Consider the following 14,728-nt stretch of genomic DNA (forward strand, 5'->3'; position numbering starts at 1 on the left):
CGGCCTCCCCGCCGCCGGCCGCCCGGGCGGGGCCCCCGCCGCGGGGCCCCCGGACCGGTGCTCAGCCCAGCTGGACGACCGGCCGGCCGGTGGGCAGCGCGAACTCGTCGCGCTGCATGCCGACCACGAACGCCGCCCACTCGGCCGGCGTGAAGACGAGCGCGGGACCGGCCGGATGGCGCGAGTTGCGCACCGCGACCTCGCCGCTGCCGAGCATTGCCACCTCCACGCAATTGCCCAGCTGGCCGCTGGCGCTGCTGCGGCGCCAGTCCGCGTCGGGGAACGATGAAGCCGAGGAACCGTTCCGGTCGTCGCTCGTCATGTGGCCTCCCGTAAGGCCGTGGTGCCCTTGTGCGGAACCGACGCTAGCACAGCGCGGATGCACAGCCCAGATGCACGTGCACGGATTCTGTGCGCGCGAACGGCAGCGGGATCAGCACATGGAGTGGTCGATCTGGCGCCCGGGCGGGAACACCTGATACGTCGTGTGCTGGTCAGAGCGCTCTGATGTACTGCGTCAGTACATATGCACGTGCATCCGTCGCGTGCACGTAAAATGTGCATCTGCGGCTTGCATGAGCAGTCCGTAACCGGCACACTGCGTTCCGTGCAGAATCCGGCATCGGGCGAACCGACCACGACCATCCGCGGCATCGCCGAGGCGTTGGCGGGATCGCTGCCGGACGCCGCCGTGGACCGCATCCTCGACGAGCACGCCCCGGACTCCACCGGGCACTGCCGCGGGTGCCGCTTCCCGACCACGGCCTCGCCGGTGTGGCCGTGCCGGCTCTGGGCGATCGCCGACGAGCTGCGGCGGCTGCACCCGACCCGCCGGGGCTGATCCGGCTCCGGCCGCGCCCGCCGGATCAGCCCGATCCCGCTGTCGAATCCGGCGGTCGTCGTTCGCCGTGTCGATGAGGGCACCGCCGAGGTGCCCCGCGACGAGGAGGAACGGCATGCGCAAGCTGGTGGTGACGGCGTTCGCGACGCTGGACGGGGTCGTGCAGTCGCCCGGCGGCCCCGACGAGGACCGCGACGGCGGGTTCGCGCACGGCGGGTGGGCCGTGCCCGGGATCGACGAGCAGGTGCTCGCCGTGATGGGGGAGCTGACCGGGAGGGCGGGTGCGCTGCTGCTCGGGCGGCGGACCTACGACATCTTCGCGGCCACCTGGCCGCTGGCCGGGGCCGACGACCCGCTCGGCGCCCGGATGAACGAGCTGCCCAAGCACGTGGTCTCCCGGACGCCCCGCGTCCTGACCTGGACCAACGCGACCCAGCTCGACGGTGGGGTCGCCGAGGCGGTGGCGGAGCTCAAGGGCGAGCCGGGCGGTGAGATCCAGGTGCACGGCAGCGGCGCACTGGTGCAGGCGCTGCTCACCCACGACCTCGTCGACGAGCTGCACCTGCTGGTGTTCCCGGTGCTGCTGGGCACCGGCAAGCGCCTGTTCGGCGGCGGGACGGTGCCCGTCGGGCTGCGGCTCGTCTCCGCCACGACGACCGCGACCGGCGTCGTCATCGCGGCGTACGCCCGCGGCGGCGGGGTCGAATACGGTGCCATGGGCCCGGAGACCGGGAACTGGTGAGCGACCCGACCGGACAGGACGAGCGATGCCGCAGTACGCGATTCTGATCTACGAGACCGAGCTCCCCGGCGGGGTGGCCGACATCCCGCCCGAGGTCATGGAGGCCAACATGGCGGTCGAGGGCGAGATCGCCGCGATGGGCGCGCGGGTGGTGTACGAGCCCGCGCTCCAGCCCGCCTCGACCGCCCGCACGATCCACCGCGATGGCCTGGTCACCGACGGGCCGTTCCTGGAGACCAAGGAGGTCATCGCCGGGTTCTTCGTGGTCGAGGCGGCCGACCTCGAGCAGGCCGTGGCCATCGGCAGGCTGTTGCCGATCATGGACGGGGCGGTCGAGGTGCGGCCCCTGCTGGCGATGTGACCGCGGTGCCCGCCACCGGGGCGGGCGCTGCCGCCCGGCGGGCCGTGGCCGACGCGCACCGTCACGAGTGGGCCGCCGTGCTCGCCGCGACGGTGCGCGTCACCCGCGATCTCGACCTCGCCGAGGAGTGCGTCCAGGACGCCTACGCGGCCGCGCTCGACTCGTGGCCGCGCACCGGGGTCCCGGCCCGCCCGGCGGCCTGGCTGACCACCGCCGCCCGGCACAACGCCCTGGACGCCCTGCGCCGGGCCGGGACCCTGCGGACCAAGCTGCACCTGCTGGTCGAGCCGCCAGCCGGGACGGGGGAGCCCGACCTGCCGGGCGATCCCGTGGTGCACGACGACCGGCTCCGGCTGGTCTTCCTGTGCTGCCACCCCGCGCTGGCCCCCGAGGCCCAGGTGGCCCTGACCATGCGGCTGGCCTGCGGCGTGCCCACCCCGGACGTGGCCGCGGCGTTCCTGGTCCCGGTGGCGACCATGGCCGCCCGCCTCACCCGGGCGAAGAAGAAGATCGTCGCGGCCCGGATCCCGTTCCGGATGCCCCCGGCCGCCGAGCTCCCCGACCGGCTCGACGCCGCCCTGTCCGCGGTGCACCTGCAGTTCACCACCGGCCACACCGCCCCGGCCGGCCCCGTGCTCACCCGCGACGACGTCGCCGGGCGCGCCGTCGACCTGGCCCGCCTGCTGCACGCCCTGATGCCCGACGAGCGGGAGGTCCGCGGCCTGCTGGCGCTGCTGCTGGCCAACCACGCCCGCCGCGGTACCCGCACCGCGCCCGACGGCCGGTTGCTGCTGCTCGCCGAGCAGGACCGCTCGGCCTGGGACCACGAGCTCATCGCCGAGGCCGATGCGCTCGTGGTCGGCGCGCTGCGCGGCGGGCGCCCCGGGCGCTTCGCGCTGCAGGCCGCCATCGCCACCCTGCACGCGTCGGCGCCGAGCTACGGGGCCACCGACTGGGCGCAGATCCTTCAGCTCTACGACGAGCTCGCCCGGGTGTGGCCCACCCCGGTAGTGGCGCTCAACCGGGCGGTCGCGGTCGCGATGGTCGACGGGCCCGCGGCCGGGCTGGCCCGGGTGGAGGAGCTGGACCGGGAGGGCGGCCTGGCCGGGTACCGCTACCTCCCGGCCGTGCGGGCCGACCTGCTGCGCCGGTTGGGGCGCGCCGCGGAGGCCGCGGCGGAGTACGAGCGGGCCGCGGCGATGGCCGACAACGAGGCCGAGCGCCAGTTCCTGCGGGACCGGCGCTCGGAGCTCGGCCCGTCCGCGAGTCGGCCCGGGCCGCTGCAGCACGGGGACCGGCGGTGATCGACGGCGGTGATCGACGGCGGTGATCGACGAGGTGCCGCTGCGCCGCAACACGCGGTTCCAGCTGCTGTGGATCGGCGGCGCGGTGTCCCAGCTGGGCACCGAGATGACCAGGCTCGCGATGCCCCTGCTGGTACTCGGGCTCACCGGCTCGCCCGCCGCGGCGGGGCTGGTGGCGGGGGCGGCGGTGGCCGGGCGGATGGTGGCGCTGGTGCCGGCGGGGGTGTGGGTCGACCGGTGGGACCGGCGGCGCACGCTCGTCGCCGCCCAGGCCGCCCGGGTGGTCTGCGCGGTCGTCCTGCTGGGGCTGGTGGCCACCGGCGCGCCGCCGGTGTGGGCGCCGGCGCTGCTCGGCAGCCTGGACGGGGTCGGGGCGACGTTCACCGACCTCGTGCGCTCCGCCTCGATCCGCGGGCTCGTGCCGCCCACCCAGCTGCGCACCGCCTACGTCCAGGAGGAGGCCCGCACCCACGCGGCCTGGCTCGCGGGGCCGCCGATCGGCGGGCTGCTGTACGCGGTCGCCCCGGTGCTGCCGTTCGCGGTCGACGCCGTCACCTTCGCGGTCGCGCTGGTCTGCGCGGCGGCGGCCCCGGTGCCGCGCAAACCTGCGGTGGTCGTCGTCGAGCGCGGCACGGGTGGGCGGAGCATGCGCCGGGAGGCGGCGGACGTGCTGCGCCGGCTGTGGCGCCGTCCGGGGCTGCGGGCGGTCTACGGGGTGCTGGCCGCGCTGAACCTGCTCGGCGGGGCGTTCATGATCCCGCTGATCGCGCTGGTCTCCGAGCGGGGCGGCGGAGCGGCGGCCACCGGCGCGGTGCTGGCCGGCGCCGGGATCGGCGGCCTGGTCGGCTCGCTGCTGGCCGGGCGCGTCGGCGGCCTGCTGCCGGTCGGCCCGCTGATGCTGGTCGTGGTGGCGGTGTTCGGGACCGTCGTGGCGGCGATGGCCCTGCCGTTCGGCCCGTGGTGGCCCGTGGTGCCGCTGGCGGTGGTCACGCCGGCCAGCCCGGTGGTCAACGTGGTGATGAACGAGGTCACCGCGCGGCTGGTGCCCGAGGACGTGCTCGGGCGGGTCGACGCCGTGCTCACCCCGGTGGCCAGGGACACGGCGCCGGTGGGGCCCGTGCTGGGCGGGGCGCTGGCCGCCGGGTTCGGCGCGGGCCCGGCGCTCGTGCTCGTCGGGGCGGCCCTGCTGGTGGCGGTCGGGCTCGCCGCGACCGCCGCCGAGCTGCGCCGCTTCACCGGGGCCGACCCCGGCCCGGTCAGCTCGCCGTGACGCCGTCGACCAGCTCGCGCAGGATGTCGGCGGGCCCGGCGTGCGGGAGGTCTCCTCGACCAGGTGCGCCCACGACGGGGCGCAGCGCGACCCGCTCGAACCCCCCGGTCGTGGTAGGCGTGCACCGGCGCGGGCGCGCCGGGGGCGGGACAATCCCCGGGAACGACCATGGGGGTGCGCGTGACGGGTGCGGTGACCGCGGAGGAGATCGCGCAGCGCGCGACCGTGGGTCTCGTCGTCGTGCGCGACGGCGCGACCGAGTGGTGCAACGCGGCCGCGCGGGACCTCGTGGCGCGGCACGGCGGCTCGTGGACCGCGGACGACGCGGCGGTCCGCCGGGTGGTCGAGGTGGCGCCGGGCGCGGTGCGGGCGTTGGTCCGCTGGTCGCCGCCGGGCGGGGGTGTGCGGCTCTGGCAGGTCTCCTGCACCGCGCTGGGCTCGCCGGGTCGCCTGCTCTACGAGATCGCCGACCACACCGCGCCCCCGACCGGCGAGCGGCCGCTCGGCATGGCCGACCCGCACTGGCGGCTGGACCGCCTCGAGGCACTGGCCCGGATGGGTTCCTGGGTGTGGCACGTGGCCGACGGCCGCGTGGAGTGGTCCGAGGCGCTGCTGGCGATGTTCGGCCTCCCGCCGGGAGAGGTGCTGGAGTACGACGGGTTCAGGGCGCTGGTGCACCCCGACGACCTGCCCATGATCGACGCCGCGATCGCCGAGGGCATGGCGACCGGGTTGCCGTTCACCTACACCCACCGGATGGTCGTCGGCGGCTCCGTCGAGCGGATCTTCGAGTGCCACGGCGAGGTCTTCCGGGACCCCGACGGTGTCCCGTCGCGGGTGCTGGGCACCGCGCGCGACGTCACCGAGGAGCACCGGGCCCGCACCGAGCTGGCCTACCTCGCCGAGCACGACCCGCTGACCGGCATCGCGAACCGGCGCGGCATCACCGCGCGGTTGGCGCAGTGCGCGGCGGGCCCGGCGGGCGCCACCTTGCTGCTGATCGACGTCGACCACTTCAAGGACGTCAACGACCTGCGCGGGCACGCGGTGGGCGACCGGGTGATCCGACGCGTCGCCGAGACGGTGTCCGCGCAGCTGGAAGCCGGTGCGCTGCTCGGGCGGCTGGGCGGGGACGAGTTCGCGGCGGTGCTGCCGCGCTGCGACCCGGCGGCGGGGATCGCGCTGGGCGAGCGGCTGTGCGACGCCGTGGCCGGCGATCGCGTCCTGGTGCAGGGCCAGGCGGCGGTACGCACGACCGTCAGCGTCGGGGTGGCCGCCGTGCCGCGCGGGGACGGCGTGGAGGCCGGCCTGGCCCGCGCCGACCTGGCGCTCTACGCGGCCAAGAACGCCGGGCGCAACCGGGCCCGGCTGTTCGCCCCCGACCAGTACACGCAGGCCGTGGCCCGGGTGGGCGTGCTGCAGCGGGTCGGCGACGCGCTGGACGGCGCGGCGATGCAGCTGGACGCGCAGCCGATCGTCGACCTGGCCACCGGTCGGGCGAGCCGTCGCGAGCTGCTGATCAGGCTGCGCGACGGGTTGGACCCGCAGCTGGGTCCGGCCGAGTTCCTGCCCGCCGCCGAGCGCACCGACCTGGTGCTGCGCCTCGACCGCTGGGTGCTCGGGCACGCCGTGCGGATCCTGGCCGGTCCCATGGCACGCGCCCGCGAGCTGCGGCTGGAGGTCAACATCTCGGCGCGGTCGTTGGAGGACGACGAGCTGGGCGACTGGGTGCTCGCCGAGCTGCGGGCGTGCTCGGTCGAGCCCGGCCGGCTCGGGCTGGAGATCACCGAGACGACCGCGATCACCAACCTGGACGCGGCCAAGCGCCTGGTCGGGCGGCTGACCGCGGCGGGGTGCGGCTTCTCGTTGGACGACTTCGGTGCGGGGTTCGGGTCGTTCTCGCACCTCAAGCACCTGCCCTTCACCGCGGTGAAGATCGCCGGGGAGTTCGTCCGGCAGCTGGACACCGACCCGGTCGACCGGGCACTGGTGAGCGCGGTGGTCGGGGTCGCGCAGCAGCTGGGGATGCGCACCGTGGCCGAGCAGGTCGACCGCCCCGAGCTGGTCACGGTGCTGCGCGAGCTCGGGGTGGACGACGGGCAGGGCTACCACCTGGGTCGACCGCGGCCCATCGCAGAGCTGTTCGACTGACGGGCTGCTCAGGCGGGGGACTGCGCGAACGCGAGTACGCGGTCGGGGTCGTAGCGCTCGACGGTCGCGCGCAGCCGGGCCAGGTTGGCGCCGTAGTAGGCGCTGGCCCAGTCGGGCATGGCGGGGTCGATGTAGTTGACGTAGCCGGTGGCGCCGGTGAGCGCGCCCAGCCCGTCCCGGACCTCGGCCACGGCGGTGGTGGCCGGGCCCGGGTCGCCGCTGACGGAGGCGTAGACCTGCGCGCTCGCGAACGCGGTGCGGTGCGGGAAGGCCGTCTCGGCGGGGTCGACCCGTCCCGCGGCCCCGCCCAGGGCGTCGAGCAGCACGGCGATGCCCGAGGCCCGGTCCAGCAGGGCGACCAGCTTCGCCGGCTCGGGCAGGGGAGCGGGCAGCACGCGGGAGGAGGCGACGAAGGTCTCCCGGTCGCTGCCGCCGGCGAACCACCGCATCGCCGCGAGGTAGTCCTTGGTCGACACCACCGCCGACGACGGCGCCGGTGCGCCGGCCAGCAGCCCGGCGAGCTGGTCGCGGCAGGCGCTCTCCCCGCCGAGGAACGACCCCGCGATCCGCGCGCCCGGCGGCGACCCGGAGCTCAGCGCGCAGGTCGACCACAGCTCGTCGGGCGCCGCGGCGGCCCAGGCCTGCCAGGCGGGCAGCACGTCGGCGGCGGCACCGGCCGCGAAGCGCAGGGAGAACACGGTGACCGTCGGCGCGGCCTCGGTGGCGAACTCGAACGACGTCACCACGGCCGCGTTGCCGCCGCCCCCGCCGCGCAGCGCCCAGAACAGGTCGGGGTCGTCGCGCCCGGAGACCGTGCGCAGCGTCGAGTCGGGGGTGACGACCTGCGCGGAGACGAGCCGGTCGCAGGTCAGGCCGTAGGCGCGGGTGAGCACGCCGATGCCCCCGCCCAGGGTGAGCCCGGCGACGCCCACGCTCGGGCACGACCCGGCAGGCAGGGCCCGCCCGGCGCCGCCCACCGCGGCGTAGACGTCGCCCAGCCGGGCGCCCGCGCCGATCGTGGCCGTGCCGTCGGCGCCGACCGCCACCCCGGCCAGGGCGGCCACGTCGATCACCAGGCCGCCGTCGGGCACGCTGTAGCCCGCGTAGCTGTGCCCGCCGCTGCGGGCCGCGACCGGCACCCCGGCCGTCCGGGCGAACTCCAGGCAGGCCTGCACGTCGGCGGGGTTCGCGCAGGCCGCGACCGCGGCCGGGCGCCGCCCGTCGAACAGGGTGTTGTGGGAGAGGCGGGCGGTGTCGTACCGGGGATCGCCCGGCAGCACGAGCGCCCCGGCCAGCCGGGCGCGCAACGGCTCCCAGTCGGGTGGCGGCCGGTCGGGGACGCCGACCGCCCCGGACGAGGCGACCGCGGGCGCGCAGCCGGTGATCCCCGCGACCGCGAGCGCGGCGGCGCCCAGCACCGCGCGCCGGCTGACGGCCATCGATCGCTCCCCCCGACCCCGCGATCGTGCCCGAAGCCCGGGGCGCCGCGCAGCCCGGTGCTCCCTTACCGAACGGTGAAATCCGCACCCGGGCGGATGAACCGGCGTGTCCCCAGGTGGCGTGGGCGCTGATCCGCACCGGCCGCGACTGGCTGCTGCGCCGCACGAAGGAGCAGCCCGGCGCGGCGGCCGCCTAGCCGGGGCGGGCCACCGTCCGGTACCGGGCCCGGGCCGCCCACTCGTCGGTGCCGCGCCCCAGCTCGACGGCGTGGGTCAGGCGCAGGGTGGTGGCCAGCCACAGCAGGATGTCGTGCAGGCGCAGCCGGGTGGGGGCGGCGTCGCCGGTCAGCGAGGCGACGGTGGTCTCCAGGGCGGCCATGCCGGTCGCGTTGGCGCGCAGCTCGCGCAGGACGACCGCCTGCACGTCGCTGTCGCCCTCCTCGGTGTGCGGCCACAGTGCCCGGCGGGTGGTGCGGGTGAGGTGCGGGACGAGGTCGGGGCGGCGGTGGTGCAGGGCGGCGAAGACGTGCCCGAGGTGCTCCCCGGCGGCCCGGCCGATCTCGCGCAGCGCCGCCCCGACGGTGCCCGGCTCGCCGAGCACCGACAGCTCGTCGTCGGGCAGCTCCCAGAACGCGCGGCCGGCCGCGCGCGCGTCGGCCGCCTCGGCCAGCGGCCGGACCTGCTCCAGGACGTCGCGGACGGTCGTCCACGACGCCCGGTCGAGCCTGCCGTGCAGACCCTCGCCGATCAGCACGTCCTTGTCGCCGGGCTGGTCGACGGGCCAGGTGTCGAACCGGGTCCAGCCGAACGCCGGCATCGGCACCCACCGGCCGCGGGGGGCGTCGGGGGTGCGGACGCGCATCGGCCGGCGGCCCCGGGCGTAGCCGAGCACCGCGGCCAGCGCCGTGTCGAACGGCAGGGGCTCCGGTCCGGCGCTGGGCAGCAGCAGCGCCGGTGGTAGGTCCCGGTCCGCGGCGTCGAGCACGCGCCCATCCTGCCCGAAGTCCCGCCGGTCGGGCGCGGGAGGGAAGGGTTTCAGGCCTTGGTGACGACGCTGCGGGCCCGGCCCAGCGCCAGCGAGACGAGCGCGCCGGCGACCGCGCAGACGGCGGTCAGCGCGAAGATCTCCCGGTACTGCACGAGCAGCGCGCCGTTCACCGCGGCGGTGTAGGTGCCCAGCTGCTGCTGGTAGACGACGGGGTCGACGATCCCCCCGGTGGGGTCGATCGGCAGCGGGGTGGTCAGCCCGGCGGTCAGCTCGGCGAAGCGGTGCAGGCCCCACGCGGTCAGCGCGGCCACCCCGACGAGCATGCCCGCCGTCCGGGCGACGACGACGGTGGCCGAGGCGACGCCGTGCCGGTCCTGCGGGACGGCCCGCAGGACCGCGGCCGACACCGGCGCGATCACCAGTCCCAGCCCGAGCCCGGCCAGCACCAGGTCGGTGTCGAGCATCGACAGCCCGGGGAGGCGGGTGGCGCCGAGCGGGTCGGCGGGCCAGGTGGCCATCAGGGCGTAGGCCACCGCGGCCACGGCCATGCCGACCGCGGCGGTGACGGCGTCGCCCAGCCGCGGGGCGAGCACCCCGCCCAGCACGGCGCCGATCGGCAGCGCGACCAGGAACCGGGTCAGCAGCAGGGCCGCGCCGGTGGCGTCGCGGCCCAGCAGGGTCTGCGCGAACAGCTCCACGTCGACCAGGGTGACCAGCAGTGCCGTACCGGCCAGGAAGCTCACCACCAGCCCGGCCGCGAACGGCCGCCCGGCGATCCCGGTGGGGTCGAGCAGCGTGACCCGGGCCCGGGACTCCCAGAGGGCGAAGGCCACCAGCGCCACCACGGCGGCCCCGACGGCGGGCCAGCCCCACGGCGGCAGCACCGACTGCTGCGGCTCGGGGTTGTAGAGCCCGACCACCAGCAGCGCCAGCGCCACCGCGAGCAGCAGCCCGCCGATGACGTCCACGCCGCCGCGCGCACCGGGGGTCGCGGGCGTGCGGCGGGGCAGCGCGACGTGCACGGCCACCATCGCCGCCACGGCCAGCGGCAGGTTCACCCAGAACACCCCGCGCCAGCCCAGCAGCGCGGCGAGCGCTGCGCCGTAGAGCGGGCCGAGCACGCTGCCCAGCTCCTGGGCGGCCCCGACGAGGCCGAGCGCGAAGGTGCGCCCGCGCTCGGCGACCAGGTCGGCGACCATGGCCATGGTGACCGGCAGCAGCGCGCCGCCCGCGATGCCCTGCAGCGCGCGGCCGGCCACGACCAGCCACAGGCTCGTCCCCAGCGCGGTGATCACCGAACCGGCCGCGAAGCCCAGCAGGCACGCCTGCACCACCGTGCGCCGCCCGATGCGGTCCGACAGCTGCCCGAGCAGCGGCATCGCCGCCACGTAGCCCAGGAGGTAGCCGGTGACCAGCGGCGTCGCCCGTTCCAGCCGGTTCAGCGGCAGCGACAGGTCGGTGATGATGTCGACGAGCAGCGTGACGACGACGTAGGCGTCCAGCGCGGCCAGCAGCACCGCGGCCGCGCCGACTCCGACGGCGACGCGCGGGCGCGCGGTGGGGACGGCCACGGCTAGGCCGGCGGGGCGATCGAGACGGGCGCGTCGAACTCCGACATGCGCACGGTCACCGGGCCGCCCGCACCCGCGGGACCGTCGGGCAGGTCGAGCTCGGCGCGCACCAGCCGCGAGGTGGCCGCGTCCAGCCAGACGACGCCGGGCACGGACTGCGTCACGCCGGGCACCAGGGTGGCGACCCGCTCGGCGGGGAACGTCGCGGCCACCCGGTAGGCGTCGACGCCGTCGCTGACCTCGCGCGCCTGCGTGGTGCCCTGGTCGGCGCCGGCCAGCAGGGCCGCGGTGCCGCGGTCGGGGTCGAGGATGGCGGTGGGGTCGTAGATGGCCGCCGCCGAGGCCAGCGGCAGCGGGCTGTACCCGCCGGTCGGACCCTTGAGGTAGAGCACGTCGCCGGTGACCACCAGCTGGTACTCCAGCGGCGCGCCGCCGGCCAGCGTGAGCACGGCGGTGCCCTCGGCCTGGCCGTCGGCGGTGATGGTGCCGACCGCGCTGCGGATCGGGACGGAGGTCACCGCCGGGTCCACGGCGATGTCGACCGCGGCGCTGGTGACCGTGCGCATCGCGTCGGCGCTGCGCGAGAGCAGCTCGGTGGCGTTGGGCAGCTCGGGCTCCGCCGGCCCGCCCGAGCAGGCCGTGGGCAGCACCGCCGCGGCCGCGAGGGCCAGCGCCACGGCCCGGCGGACCCACCGATGGGGTGACACTCTTCGGGCGGACGACGGCACGGCTGGTGACATGCGCGGATGGTAGCGGCGGTCGAGGAGGGGGTTCATCGGCCCGCGCCCGGTCGCCGGGTGCCCCGCGCGTGCCGCAGGAGACCGGTCACGACCAGGGCGGCGACCACCGCCGCGGCGGCCACCGCGACCGTCGTCGGCGACAGCCACCCGGCCGCGGCCAGCCCGGCCACCGCCGCGGTCTCGGCGCCGACGGCCAGCCAGACGGCGCCGCCGGGCACCCGGTCGGCCGCGGCGATGCCGGAGTAGAGCAGCAGCTGGGCCAGCGCCAGCAGCGTGCCGAGCGCGGCGAACACCCACGCGGCGCCGCCGATACCGGACCCGTACGCGGCGCCGCCGATCAGCGGCAGCGCCCGCGCGCCGACCGCGGCCGTGCCCAGGGTCAGCACCGCGCCCAGCCCGCCGACGACGCCGAGCGCCGCGAGCAGCGCCCGCCGCCGGTCGGCGGGGTCGGCCAGCCGGGGCAGCAGGACCACGCCGACGCCCTGGGGGAGCCAGAACACGACCTTGACGATGATGGCGCCGACGGCGTACTCGCCCGCGGCCCCGGCGCTGAGCCAGTGCCGGGCCAGCAGCACGTCCAGGCCGCTCAGCAGGACGAACCCGAGCAGCGCCGCGGCCGCCGACAGCCCGGCGACGGCCGGCGGGCGCCACCCGGGGCCGGGGCGCGGTGCCCCGCAGCCGAGCCACCCGACCAGCGCTCCGGCGAGCGCGCCCGCGGTCATCCCGGCCAGCGCGCCTGCCGGGGTGCCCGCCACCAGCAGCCCGATCACCGCGCCGGCGGTCTTGGCGCCGGTGAAGGCCACGGTCACCGCGGCGAGGCGGGCGAAGCGCTCGGTGCCCTGCAGGATGCCCAGGTGCGCGCCGACCACCAGGTGCGGCACCAGCAGGACCGCCAGCCAGAGCGCGGTGCGCGGGTCGGGAAGGTGCAGCAGGACCCCGACCAGCGGCGCGGCCAGCGCGGCGAGCGCGGCGACGGCGGCCGCGGTGACCAGGCCTGCCGAGTGCAGCTCCCGCGGTCCGACCCCGGCGCGGGACCCGGCCATGGCCAGCGCGCCCGCGGTCTGCAGGCCGTTCGCCGGCACCACGGCCACCAGCAGCACCCCCAGCAGCGCGGCGAGCTCGCCGTAGGAGGCGGGGGTGAGGGTGCGGGCGGCGAGGACGGTGAACCCGTAGGCCAGCGCGTTGGCGCCGATGAGGGCGAGCGAGACGGCCAGCGTGGCGACGGCGCCGGTGCGGGTGGCGGGCGGGACGGCGGTCGCGGCGGTCACGGGAACGGCGTCGCCCACGGCACCTCCCGACGGTGGGACAGCCTGGTTACCCGGCGGTAACCCGCGATACGGTAGCCGCCCCCGGCGGGGCGGAGGAAGACGTGCGCGACGACGGCGGCCGATCGGACCGGCCGGGATGGTCCGTCCGGTTGCTCGCCGCGGCGACCGGGCTGCTCGTCGTGGGCCCCGGCCTCGGACCGGGGTTCGTGCTGGCCAACGACATGGTCTTCGTGCCGCGCCAGTACCCCACAGCCGACGCGTTCGGGCTCGGCTCGGCGCTGCCGCGCGCGGTGCCCGCCGACGCCGTGCTGGCCGCGGTCACCGCCGTCGTGCCGGGCGACCTCGTGCAGAAGGCCGTGCTGCTGGCCACCGTGGTCGCCGCGGTCACCGGGGCGGCCGCGCTGGTCCGCCCGCTGGTCGGCGGGCGCACCGCGGTGACGGCCGTGGCCGGGCTGGTCTACGGCTGGTCGCCGTACCTGGCCGAGCGCCTGCTGATGGGGCACTGGGCCCTGCTGGTCGGCTACGCCGCCCTGCCCTGGGTCGCCCGCGCGGCGCTCGACATGCGGGCCGGACGGGCGGGCGCGACGGCCCGGCTGGTGCTGGCCATGGCGCCCGCGGCGCTGGTGCCCACCGGCGGGCTGCTCGCCGCCGGGGTGGCGGTCGCGCTCGGCGGGCGCCGCGGGCTCGGGCGCGCGGCGGGCTCGGCGGCCGTGCTGGCCCTGCCGTGGCTGGTCGCCGCGGCGCTGCACCCGGGCGCGGCGGGCGCCGACCCCGACGGCGTGGCCGCGTTCGCCGCGCGGGCGGAGAACTGGGCCGGGTCGGGCGCGGCCGTGCTCGGCGGGGGCGGGATCTGGAACGCCGCCGCCGTGCCGGGCAGCCGCGCCTCGGTGCTGGCCCCGCTGGTCACCGCGCTGGTCGTGGCGCTGGCGGCGGCCGGCTGGCCGCGCGTCGCGGCCGGGTGGGGGCGTGGCCCCGCCGTCGCGCTCGGTGGGCTGGGGCTGGCCGGGCTGGCGCTCGCCTTGGCCGGGACCGTGCCCGGCGTGCGCGACGCGCTGGCGGCGGCGCAGCCGGTGCTGCCCGGCGCCGGCCTGCTGCGCGACGGCCAGAAGTGGGCGGCGTGGTGGGTGCTGGCGCTGGCCGTGGGCGCGGGGGCGGGCGCGGCCCGGCTGGCCGCGGCCGCCACGACGGCCACCGGCGCCGCGGCGGTGAGCGCCGTGGCGCTGGCGCTGCCGCTGCTCGCGGTGCCCGACCTGGCCTGGGGCGTCGGCGGCCGGCTCAGCCCGGTGGCCTACCCCGCCGACTGGGAGCGCGTCCGCGCCGTGCTGGCCGACGACCCGCACCCCGGCGCGGTGCTGGCGCTGCCCTCGGGGGCCGTGCGGTCGTTCGGGTGGAACGCCGGGCGCCCCCAGCTCGACCCGGCGCCGCGCTACCTGCCGCGCCCGGTCGTCGTCGACGACACCCTCGTGGTCGGCGGCTCCGACGGTGGCGCGATCGCGGTCGCGGGGGAGGACCCGCGGGCCCGGGCGGTGGCCGCGGCGGCCGCCGACCCGGTCGCGCTGGCCGCGCTCGGGATCGGCTTCGTGCTCGTCGAGCGGGGCACGCCCGGCGCCCCGCCCGTGCCGGCGGTGGCCGCGTTGCCGCAGGTCGTGGCCGGTCACTGGCTGGTCCTGCTGCGGGTCCCGGGGGCGGTCGAACCGGCCCCGCCCTCGCCTGCCGCCGTCGTCGCCGTGCTGGGTGCGCACGGGGCCGCACTCGCCGCCGTCGTGGCCGCCGCGGTGGTTACCGGCGGGTCGGGGTGGCGATCGACGGCGTTGTCAAGAGCGCCGCGCCGGGTTACGGTCTGCGCCCGTCGGAACCGGGGAAGGCGGGGCAGAGGATGAAGTCGATCGCTGGAGTAGTCGTCGCGGTGGCTCTCGGGGCGGTGCTCGGGGTCGCTGCGGTGTTCGCCGCGGGCGCGGCGCTGAACCCCGACCAGGCCGCGGCGCAGAGCGAGACGGTCGCCACGGTCAACTACGGCGAGCGCTGAACCGTCGCCGGTCGCGGCGTCCCACGG

13 protein-coding genes are annotated in these 14,728 nt (G+C 77.5%); 7 read left to right on the plus strand and 6 right to left on the minus strand.

Annotated features, from left to right (window positions below; all coding sequences use genetic code 11):
* Window positions 1–61: 61 nt before the first annotated feature.
* Window positions 62–322, minus strand: a complete 261-nt coding sequence (locus KDL28_RS14115) for a DUF397 domain-containing protein (protein WP_252438624.1) — start codon at window positions 320–322, stop codon at window positions 62–64.
* Window positions 323–607: 285 nt separating this feature from the next.
* Here KDL28_RS14115 and KDL28_RS14120 point away from each other — a divergent pair, with 285 nt between their 5' ends.
* From KDL28_RS14120 to KDL28_RS14145, 6 genes are all read left to right on the plus strand, one after another.
* On the plus strand, window positions 608–841 hold the full coding sequence (locus KDL28_RS14120; RefSeq protein WP_252438626.1) for a hypothetical protein: 234 nt from the start codon (window positions 608–610) through the stop codon (window positions 839–841).
* A gap of 115 nt (window positions 842–956) precedes the next feature.
* Window positions 957–1,583: a dihydrofolate reductase family protein gene (locus KDL28_RS14125; RefSeq protein ID WP_252438628.1), complete on the plus strand. Its 627-nt coding sequence runs from the start codon at window positions 957–959 to the stop codon at window positions 1,581–1,583.
* 25 nt (window positions 1,584–1,608) lie between these two features.
* Window positions 1,609–1,944, plus strand: a complete 336-nt coding sequence (locus KDL28_RS14130; RefSeq protein ID WP_252438630.1) for a YciI family protein — start codon at window positions 1,609–1,611, stop codon at window positions 1,942–1,944.
* Window positions 1,945–1,949: 5 nt separating this feature from the next.
* On the plus strand, window positions 1,950–3,248 hold the full coding sequence (locus KDL28_RS14135) for an RNA polymerase sigma factor (RefSeq protein ID WP_252438632.1): 1,299 nt from the start codon (window positions 1,950–1,952) through the stop codon (window positions 3,246–3,248).
* Window positions 3,249–3,270: 22 nt separating this feature from the next.
* The gene (locus tag KDL28_RS14140) at window positions 3,271–4,518 is read left to right on the plus strand and encodes an MFS transporter (RefSeq protein ID WP_252438634.1); all 1,248 of its coding nucleotides are present in this window, start codon (window positions 3,271–3,273) and stop codon (window positions 4,516–4,518) included.
* Window positions 4,519–4,698: 180 nt separating this feature from the next.
* The gene (locus KDL28_RS14145) at window positions 4,699–6,669 is read left to right on the plus strand and encodes a putative bifunctional diguanylate cyclase/phosphodiesterase (protein ID WP_252438636.1); all 1,971 of its coding nucleotides are present in this window, start codon (window positions 4,699–4,701) and stop codon (window positions 6,667–6,669) included.
* 8 nt (window positions 6,670–6,677) lie between these two features.
* On the opposite strand, the gene KDL28_RS14150 is transcribed toward KDL28_RS14145, so the two are convergent.
* The 5 genes from KDL28_RS14150 to KDL28_RS14170 all read right to left on the minus strand — a co-directional run bounded on the left by KDL28_RS14150 (window position 6,678) and on the right by KDL28_RS14170 (window position 12,675).
* Window positions 6,678–8,108 carry an FAD-binding oxidoreductase gene (locus KDL28_RS14150; RefSeq protein WP_252438638.1) on the minus strand — a complete coding sequence of 477 codons (1,431 nt, stop codon included), beginning with the start codon at window positions 8,106–8,108 and terminating at the stop codon, window positions 6,678–6,680.
* A 193-nt stretch (window positions 8,109–8,301) separates the two neighbouring features.
* A complete protein-coding gene (locus KDL28_RS14155) occupies window positions 8,302–9,093 on the minus strand; it encodes a hypothetical protein (RefSeq protein ID WP_252438640.1) in 792 nt (263 codons plus the stop codon).
* Window positions 9,094–9,143: 50 nt separating this feature from the next.
* Entirely contained in the window at window positions 9,144–10,667 is a 1,524-nt protein-coding gene (locus KDL28_RS14160) for an MFS transporter (RefSeq protein ID WP_252438642.1), read from the minus strand.
* Window positions 10,668–10,669: 2 nt separating this feature from the next.
* Window positions 10,670–11,344, minus strand: coding sequence for an LppX_LprAFG lipoprotein (locus KDL28_RS14165; protein WP_252438644.1), 675 nt, complete (start codon window positions 11,342–11,344; stop codon window positions 10,670–10,672).
* A 95-nt stretch (window positions 11,345–11,439) separates the two neighbouring features.
* The gene (locus KDL28_RS14170; RefSeq protein ID WP_252438646.1) at window positions 11,440–12,675 is read right to left on the minus strand and encodes a polysaccharide biosynthesis protein; all 1,236 of its coding nucleotides are present in this window, start codon (window positions 12,673–12,675) and stop codon (window positions 11,440–11,442) included.
* A 101-nt stretch (window positions 12,676–12,776) separates the two neighbouring features.
* Here KDL28_RS14170 and KDL28_RS42455 point away from each other — a divergent pair, with 101 nt between their 5' ends.
* Window positions 12,777–14,555, plus strand: a complete 1,779-nt coding sequence (locus KDL28_RS42455) for an MmpA family trehalose lipid delivery protein (RefSeq protein WP_504967681.1) — start codon at window positions 12,777–12,779, stop codon at window positions 14,553–14,555.
* Window positions 14,556–14,728 lie beyond the last annotated feature (173 nt).

This window comes from Pseudonocardia humida (assembly GCF_023898865.1).
GTDB classification, from domain to species: Bacteria; Actinomycetota; Actinomycetes; order Mycobacteriales; family Pseudonocardiaceae; genus Pseudonocardia; species Pseudonocardia humida.

Coding starts and splice junctions, on each gene's coding strand:
- KDL28_RS14115 (WP_252438624.1), bottom strand. CDS start 322: ATGACGAGCGACGACCGGAACGGTTCCTCGGCTTCATCGTTCCCCGAC.
- KDL28_RS14125 (WP_252438628.1), top strand. CDS start 957: ATGCGCAAGCTGGTGGTGACGGCGTTCGCGACGCTGGACGGGGTCGTG.
- KDL28_RS14130 (WP_252438630.1), top strand. CDS start 1,609: ATGCCGCAGTACGCGATTCTGATCTACGAGACCGAGCTCCCCGGCGGG.
- KDL28_RS14150 (WP_252438638.1), bottom strand. CDS start 8,108: ATGGCCGTCAGCCGGCGCGCGGTGCTGGGCGCCGCCGCGCTCGCGGTC.